This is a genomic window from Bacillus cereus group sp. BfR-BA-01356 (assembly GCF_022663635.1).
GTDB lineage: Bacteria > Bacillota > Bacilli > Bacillales > Bacillaceae_G > Bacillus_A > Bacillus_A cereus.
In genome coordinates, this window is sequence record NZ_JAKUFX010000201.1 from 1 (window position 1) to 6,792 (window position 6,792).

The window sequence follows — 6,792 nt, forward strand, 5'->3', positions numbered from 1 at the left end:
ATTATCTAGAAATATCTTGAGACGTCCAAGTATTTTCTTTATTACTGGACTCTTATTAGAGAGTAAAACTAAGCCTGAGATAGGGCTTAAATATTAATATACGAGGGGAGTTAGAATGAGAAAAATTGTCGTTGTTCCACATGAAAACCATTGGAGTGAAAAATTTCAAATGGAGGCTAAAAGATTAAAATCAGCGATGCCAGAAACGGTAAAAATTCATCATATTGGAAGTACGTCAGTTCCCGGACTGGCAGCTAAACCTATTATTGATATGATCATGGAAGTAGAAAATATCGAAAGAGTAGATGGGTGGAATGAACGATTTATAGAGCTTGGTTACATCGTAAAAGGGGAAAATGGTATTTCAAGACGCCGATATTTTATTCATGGAACTGAAGAAAAACGCTCGTATCATTTACACGTGTTTGAAAAAGGAAATCCAGAGATAGTAAGGCATTTAGCATTTCGTGATTATATGATGGCTCATTGTGAAGAAGCAGAGGCATATGCAACCTTAAAGAAAGAATTAGCCGAAAAGTATACATATGATGGCGCGTTATATACGGAAGGAAAAAATGAGTTTGTGCGCAATGTGGATGAAAAAGCGAAAGAATGGAGAAAAAATAACGTGAATGAATGAGTTCACGCTATTTTTTAGCTATATAAAAGTGTTATGTAAACTGTACGTATGTTTTGACTTTTGGGATGAATCTTGTTGAAATAAAATTGTGGCTTATAAAAAATGTAACAATGAAAGGGAGACGACTGTGCATATTCCAACAACTACACTTCATAATGGCGTGAAAATGCCGATGATTGGTCTAGGCGTATATAAAGCGAAAGAAGGAGACGAAGTAAAGCAAGCAGTAAAAACAGCGTTAGAAGTTGGATACCGTTCGATTGATACAGCAACTGTATATGAAAATGAAAGCGGTGTCGGAGAGGCGATACGTGAATCAAGAATTCCAAGAGAAGATATATTTATTACAACAAAAGTATGGAACGACGATCAAGGATATGAGGAGACACTCGAGGCGTTTGAAAAGAGTTTGAAAAAATTACAAATGGACTATGTAGATTTATATTTAATACATTGGCCGGTAAGAGGGAAGTATGTTGATACGTACCGAGCTTTAGAGAAATTGTATGAAGAAGGTAAAGTGCGTGCGATTGGTGTTTCTAATTTTCATAAACATCATTTAGAACTATTATTACCAAATTGCAAAGTGAAGCCGATGGTAAACCAAGTGGAACTTCATCCGATGTTGACGCAATTTGAGTTGCGAAATTATTGTCAAGATGAGCAAATTCAAATGGAAGCATGGAGTCCGTTAATGAGGGGCGGAGAAGTATTCCAGCATCCAATCATTCAGGCTATTGCTAACAAATATGAAAAAACACCTGCACAAGTTATATTAAGGTGGGATATTCAAAGCGGGATTGTTACAATTCCTAAATCTGTTACACCATCTCGTATTAAAGAAAACTTTACTATTTTTGATTTTGCACTAACTGAAGAAGAGATACGTCAAATTAACACGTTGAATCGTGATTTACATGTAGGAACGAATCCTGATAAATATGATACGTTATAAAAAAGACTGTCTCCTAATACTGGAGACAGTCTTCTGTTTTATCGGTAATTCGATATTTTTAACGATGCAAAGCATATGTGTCATATTTAACAATCTTTTGAAGTTGTATATATTCTTCTTTCGTTAAAGGTAACTGTTGACTAGCTCGTATATTTTCCTGTAATTGTTGAAGAGAGCTTGCACCAGGTATAATAGCTGCAACAGTCTTATTATGTAAGCAATATTGAATAGCTGTTCCTGTTAAAGAGCGTTCTCCAATTATTTCTTTTACACTTGCTAGAGTTGCATGTAATTCATCGTAAGAATAAGAGAGATAATCCTTTTCCTTTACTCTTTCTATCTTTCTTGCATTATTGTCAGTTAAAATTCCTTTTGCAAGTGGCCCGCGGGCAATGACGCTAATTTGGTGTTCATTTAGAAGGGGGAACCATTCTTCTGGACGACGATTTAAAAGGTTATATTCCATTAGTACACTAACGATGTTTGAGCGTTTTGCATATTCACGAACGACATTTGGGCGTATAGAAGAAATACCGTAATGGCGAATAATACCTTCCTTTTTCAATTCTTCAAAAGCTTCAATTGTTTCATCTATTGGATCTTCAATTGTTCCGCCATGAAGTTGGTAAAGGTCAATATAATCAGTTTGAAGTCTACGTAAACTTTCCTTTACTTCAGTCTTTATGTAAGCTTTAGAAGGATCCCAAGACCAGCCATTTTTTTCTTCTGTCCAACGATTTCCAACCTTCGTTGTAAGTACAATTTGGTCTCTTCTTCCCTTCAAGGCTTTTCCAACAAATTCTTCATTTAATCCGTAATCATATAAATCTGCTGTATCAAAAAAATTAATTCCTAAATCGATCGCTTCATCGATAATATGCATAGCTTCTGTTTCAGATGTACCGAGAGACATACAGCCAAGGCCCATTTCTGTAACAAACAAATCTGAGTTTCCTAATTGACGTTTTTTCATAGGTCAACCTCCTTACCTTTATTGTACGAGAGGGAAAAGAGGTTGACAAACGTTTACTTTCCGCTTCGCATTAACTGCCCGTAAAAGCATGATTAATGTTTCACTTTATTTGCTGTAATCCACTCTTGTACAGTTGTATACTCTTTGCTATATTGCTTTAGCTTATGGCGAATTTGCCATGCTTTTCCGACTAAAGTGACGCGATTTGGTAAAATATAAACTTTCATTTCTATCACGCTCCTTTCAATGTGGTAAAATGTATGAGGAAAGAATAGGAAATAGAACAGGGAGATGAAGTAGTATGAGTAATCTTGCAGAGAGAACAGTAAAAACTGAGCCAATTTTTGATGGTAGAGTTATAAAAGTTCGTGTTGATGATGTAGTATTACCAAATGGAGCAATGAGTAAACGTGAAATTGTAAATCACCCTGGTGCAGTTGCTATTATTGCTATTACTGATGAGGGGAAAATTGTGCTTGTTGAGCAGTATCGTAAAGCACTTGAAAAGGCGATTATAGAAATTCCGGCTGGCAAGTTAGAACCTGGTGAAAAACCTGAGGTAACAGCAGTTCGTGAATTAGAAGAGGAAACAGGATATGTATGTGAAAATATGGAGCTCATTACTTCTTTCTATACATCTCCAGGATTCGCAGATGAAATTTTATATGTATATAAAGCGACAGGTTTGACAAGAAAAGAAAATAAAGCTGAGTTAGATGAAGATGAGTTTGTGGAATTAATGGAAGTATCGTTAGAAGAAGCGATTACTCTTATGAAAGATCTTCGTATTCATGATGCGAAGACGATGTTTGCAGTACAATATTTACAACTACAAAAATAAACACTCGCCAAAGGCGAGTGTTTTTTAATTGATTTTTGCATATACACGTGCATCACGTAAGCTACCATCTGGTGCTAGGAAATCATTTTCCATTGTCCCTTCTAGAATGAATTCTAGACGTTCTGCTAAGCTACATGCATTTATATTTGTTGCATCAGTACGAATTTCAATTCTTCTAGCGCCTAGTTTATCAAAGGCGAACTGAATTGCACCTTTAACAGCTTCGGTCATATAGCCTTGTTTTGTATAGGCACTATGTAGCCAGAAGTGAAGTGAAAACTTTGGAATATCCCAGTTTTCAGGCTTTAGTGTAATTGCTCCGATGAATGTACCAGATACTTTATCGTATAAGTGAAAATCAAGTGTTTCACGAAGTAAAAACTGTCCGTGAGCTTCGCGAACAATTTCTTCAGCACTCTCTTCTGTTTCAGCGTTAATTGGTATCCACGGTACTAAGTCTTCTAGAGAAGCTTGGATTGCTTCATATACTTCTGCACCATCACCTGGAAATGGTTTACGAACTTGCAAGCGTTCAGTTTGAAATAATGTTGGAAAATCTAATAATAATGGTTTCAAGAGAAATCCCTCCTATTCTCTACTTTTTAGTTTAGCAAAGTAGAGCGGAATTTCAATGTTAATTCGTCATACTTTTTTCTTTCTTTCATACATTTTTAATAAGAGTGTGAACGGAGGGAAGAAAAATGTGGCGAAAAAATTGGCAAGACCGTGTAATGTCTCACATACAGGAAAACTCTTCATTATATATATTTAACGCTGTTTTATTATTGATGGGAGTAATATTCGGAGCCATTCTCGTGAATAGTTTACAAATCAATCAAAAACAAGATTTATCATTTTATTTACAACGTTTTTTTGGACAAGTCTCTAAAGGAGAATTTGCCATTGCGGGCGAAATGTTTCGAGAAAGTTACTTTTCGCAATTAAAATACATCGGATTTATTTGGATTTTAGGAATTTCAATTATTGGATTACCACTTATTTTTATTTTATTATTTGTAAAAGGAGTTGTCGTTGGATTTACAGTTGGTTTTTTAGTAAGTCAGCATGGATGGAATGGACTATTATTAGCATTTGTATCTGTTTTGCCACAAAATTTAATTATCATTCCAGTCTTTCTCGTTATGACAACCATTGCTGCAAGTTTTTCTTTACGGATGATTAGGCATCAATTTATTAGAAAAATAACCGAGCCACTATTACCATTATTAATCCGTTATACATGCTTCTTTCTCGTAATTGGAGTGGTGTTAGCACTTGCTTCTAGTGTGGAGGCTTACGCATCACCAGTTTTAATGAAAGAAGTCGTTGAGGCTATTAATAAAAAATAAATACTTTTTGAGAATAATTATCAATTTGTTTTTATTGTTTTTTCTTTTGACAGAAGCCCTTCTTCTGATATAATGGTGTAAGAGTGGCGAGGAGGGAGTAGTACCGAATGGAAGAAAGAATTGAACGAATTAAGAAGCAATTACATGCAGCGAGCTACAAATTAACACCGCAACGTGAAGCAACAGTTCGTGTGCTGCTAGAAAATGAAGAAGATCATTTAAGCGCAGAAGATGTTTACCTCCTTGTAAAAGAAAAGTCGCCAGAGATCGGATTAGCAACCGTCTATCGAACTTTAGAACTATTATCTGAGTTAAAAGTTGTCGATAAGATTAACTTCGGAGACGGTGTTTCACGCTACGACTTACGCCAAGAAGGTGCGCAGCGTTTCCACCATCATTTGATTTGTACACAATGTGGTGCTGTACAAGAAATACAAGAAGATTTACTTGGTGAAGTGGAAAGGAAAGTAGAACGAGACTGGAGCTTTAAGGTGAAAGATCATCGTTTAACATTCCATGGGATTTGTAAAAATTGTCAAGAAAATGAAACGGATGAAAAATAACCTTTTCCTATTTATCTAGGAAGAGGTTTTTTATTTGAATAAGGTATAAATTGGTGAAAGCTTGGCATATGTTGTAATAACTTATATTTTGGAGGAATTTACAATGCGCCGAGCTTTAAAATTAACTTTTGATGGAATAAAAGTATTTTTATTATTTACAAGTTGTACGATTTTGTTTTATTTCGCTATACTATGGATAAATGAAGAATATGAAAGCTATCATCGTTATGAAAAACCTAAAGAAGAGACTGTAGAAAAAGTATCAGGGAATGAAGAACCGGCAAAGGATGCTTTCGTAAATAGAATGATGTTTTTCTATGAAAATGGGGAGTAGTGTAGAGTGGAAGATCAATTAAAAGATTTTATTCATTATATGGTTGTCGAAAAAGGATTAGCAAAGAATACAGTAGTATCGTATGAACGGGATTTAAAAAGCTACGTAAAGTATTTGCAAAATGTGGAACAGACGAAAACTTTTCATGAAGTGACCCGTTTACACATTGTTAACTTTTTGCAGTATTTAAAAGAGAACGGAAAATCTTCGAAAACATTGGCGCGTCATATCGCATCAATTCGTTCGTTCCACCAATTTTTACTTCGTGAACGAGCGGTAGAACACGACCCATCCGTACATATTGAAACGCCACAAGGGGAACGGAAATTACCAAAAGTATTATCAGTTGATGAAGTAGAGGCGTTACTTCAAACACCAAAAATGACAAGTGCTTTTGGTATTCGTGATAAGGCGATGCTAGAGTTACTGTATGCGACAGGACTTCGTGTTTCAGAATTGATTGCACTCAATTTAGAAGATGTACATTTAACGATGGGATTTGTTCGTTGCATAGGGAAAGGGAATAAAGAAAGAATTATTCCACTAGGAAGTTTAGCAACGGAAGCGATTCAAAAGTATATTGAAAAAGGAAGAAGAGAATTAATGGGGAAAAAAGTAGTAGATGCACTCTTTTTAAACCATCATGGTAATCGATTATCAAGACAAGGATTTTGGAAAATATTAAAACGATTAGCGAAAGAAGCAAACATTGAAAAAGAGCTTACACCTCATACGTTGCGTCATTCGTTTGCTACGCACTTATTAGAAAATGGAGCAGATTTACGTGCTGTACAAGAAATGCTTGGACATGCAGATATTTCAACGACGCAAATCTATACGCACGTTTCAAAAACTAGATTAAAAGATGTATATAAACAGTTTCATCCGAGAGCATAGTTACTATGCTCTTTTTTTCATAGATTAAGAGGGAAAGACAGTTTCACAGAAACTTCACAAACATTTCGTATATTGTTTTCAGCAGAAGACTGGAATATTACAATGTATTTCCTCTATACTAAATAAAGTATAAAGACCTGCGGTAGTATGTCAACTGAAAAATAATATCTTTTGAAGTTATCAAAGGACAAATTGCTTAAAAAAGACATCACGAAACTAGACCAGTATTTTATGTAAAAT

At 35.1% G+C, this 6,792-nt stretch carries 10 protein-coding genes; 7 read left to right on the forward strand and 3 right to left on the reverse strand.

The genetic code is table 11. The annotated features are described in order from the left end of the window. Window positions 1-115 precede the first annotated feature (115 nt). Window positions 116-640 (forward strand): GrpB family protein, encoded by a 525-nt coding sequence (locus MR168_RS31660; RefSeq protein WP_001227186.1) that lies wholly within the window; start codon window positions 116-118, stop codon window positions 638-640. Between the two features lie 127 nt (window positions 641-767). Continuing rightward, on the forward strand, window positions 768-1,595 hold the full coding sequence (locus MR168_RS31665; RefSeq protein ID WP_086411645.1) for an aldo/keto reductase: 828 nt from the start codon (window positions 768-770) through the stop codon (window positions 1,593-1,595). A gap of 58 nt (window positions 1,596-1,653) precedes the next feature. On the opposite strand, the gene MR168_RS31670 is transcribed toward MR168_RS31665, so the two are convergent. Then, window positions 1,654-2,568 carry an aldo/keto reductase gene (locus tag MR168_RS31670; protein ID WP_044307304.1) on the reverse strand — a complete coding sequence of 305 codons (915 nt, stop codon included), beginning with the start codon at window positions 2,566-2,568 and terminating at the stop codon, window positions 1,654-1,656. Window positions 2,569-2,660: 92 nt separating this feature from the next. Next, a complete protein-coding gene (mciZ, locus tag MR168_RS31675) occupies window positions 2,661-2,795 on the reverse strand; it encodes a Z-ring formation inhibitor MciZ (protein WP_000870302.1) in 135 nt (44 codons plus the stop codon). A gap of 74 nt (window positions 2,796-2,869) precedes the next feature. Here mciZ and MR168_RS31680 point away from each other — a divergent pair, with 74 nt between their 5' ends. Next, on the forward strand, window positions 2,870-3,409 hold the full coding sequence (locus tag MR168_RS31680) for an NUDIX hydrolase (protein ID WP_000067042.1): 540 nt from the start codon (window positions 2,870-2,872) through the stop codon (window positions 3,407-3,409). Window positions 3,410-3,433: 24 nt separating this feature from the next. Here the strand turns inward: MR168_RS31680 and MR168_RS31685 are convergent, their stop codons facing one another. After that, entirely contained in the window at window positions 3,434-3,985 is a 552-nt protein-coding gene (locus MR168_RS31685) for a GNAT family N-acetyltransferase (protein WP_000803479.1), read from the reverse strand. A 155-nt stretch (window positions 3,986-4,140) separates the two neighbouring features. Between MR168_RS31685 and spoIIM the strand changes: the two genes are divergently transcribed. The 4 genes from spoIIM to xerD all read left to right on the forward strand — a co-directional run bounded on the left by spoIIM (window position 4,141) and on the right by xerD (window position 6,552). Continuing rightward, window positions 4,141-4,758, forward strand: a complete 618-nt coding sequence (gene spoIIM, locus MR168_RS31690) for a stage II sporulation protein M (RefSeq protein WP_013142149.1) — start codon at window positions 4,141-4,143, stop codon at window positions 4,756-4,758. A 107-nt stretch (window positions 4,759-4,865) separates the two neighbouring features. After that, window positions 4,866-5,321, forward strand: a complete 456-nt coding sequence (gene fur, locus MR168_RS31695; RefSeq protein WP_000392657.1) for a ferric iron uptake transcriptional regulator — start codon at window positions 4,866-4,868, stop codon at window positions 5,319-5,321. A gap of 103 nt (window positions 5,322-5,424) precedes the next feature. Continuing rightward, a complete protein-coding gene (locus MR168_RS31700; protein ID WP_001250432.1) occupies window positions 5,425-5,655 on the forward strand; it encodes a YqzK family protein in 231 nt (76 codons plus the stop codon). A gap of 6 nt (window positions 5,656-5,661) precedes the next feature. Beyond that, window positions 5,662-6,552: a site-specific tyrosine recombinase XerD gene (gene xerD / locus MR168_RS31705; protein ID WP_000390088.1), complete on the forward strand. Its 891-nt coding sequence runs from the start codon at window positions 5,662-5,664 to the stop codon at window positions 6,550-6,552. Window positions 6,553-6,792 lie beyond the last annotated feature (240 nt).

What these genes read in the sequence shown, in the direction of transcription:
- MR168_RS31660 (WP_001227186.1), top strand. Translation starts at nt 116, where the DNA reads ATGAGAAAAATTGTCGTTGTTCCACATGAAAACCATTGGAGTGAAAAA.
- MR168_RS31670 (WP_044307304.1), bottom strand. Translation starts at nt 2,568, where the DNA reads ATGAAAAAACGTCAATTAGGAAACTCAGATTTGTTTGTTACAGAAATG.
- mciZ (WP_000870302.1), bottom strand. Translation starts at nt 2,795, where the DNA reads ATGAAAGTTTATATTTTACCAAATCGCGTCACTTTAGTCGGAAAAGCA.
- MR168_RS31680 (WP_000067042.1), top strand. Translation starts at nt 2,870, where the DNA reads ATGAGTAATCTTGCAGAGAGAACAGTAAAAACTGAGCCAATTTTTGAT.
- spoIIM (WP_013142149.1), top strand. Translation starts at nt 4,141, where the DNA reads ATGTCTCACATACAGGAAAACTCTTCATTATATATATTTAACGCTGTT.
- fur (WP_000392657.1), top strand. Translation starts at nt 4,866, where the DNA reads ATGGAAGAAAGAATTGAACGAATTAAGAAGCAATTACATGCAGCGAGC.
- MR168_RS31700 (WP_001250432.1), top strand. Translation starts at nt 5,425, where the DNA reads ATGCGCCGAGCTTTAAAATTAACTTTTGATGGAATAAAAGTATTTTTA.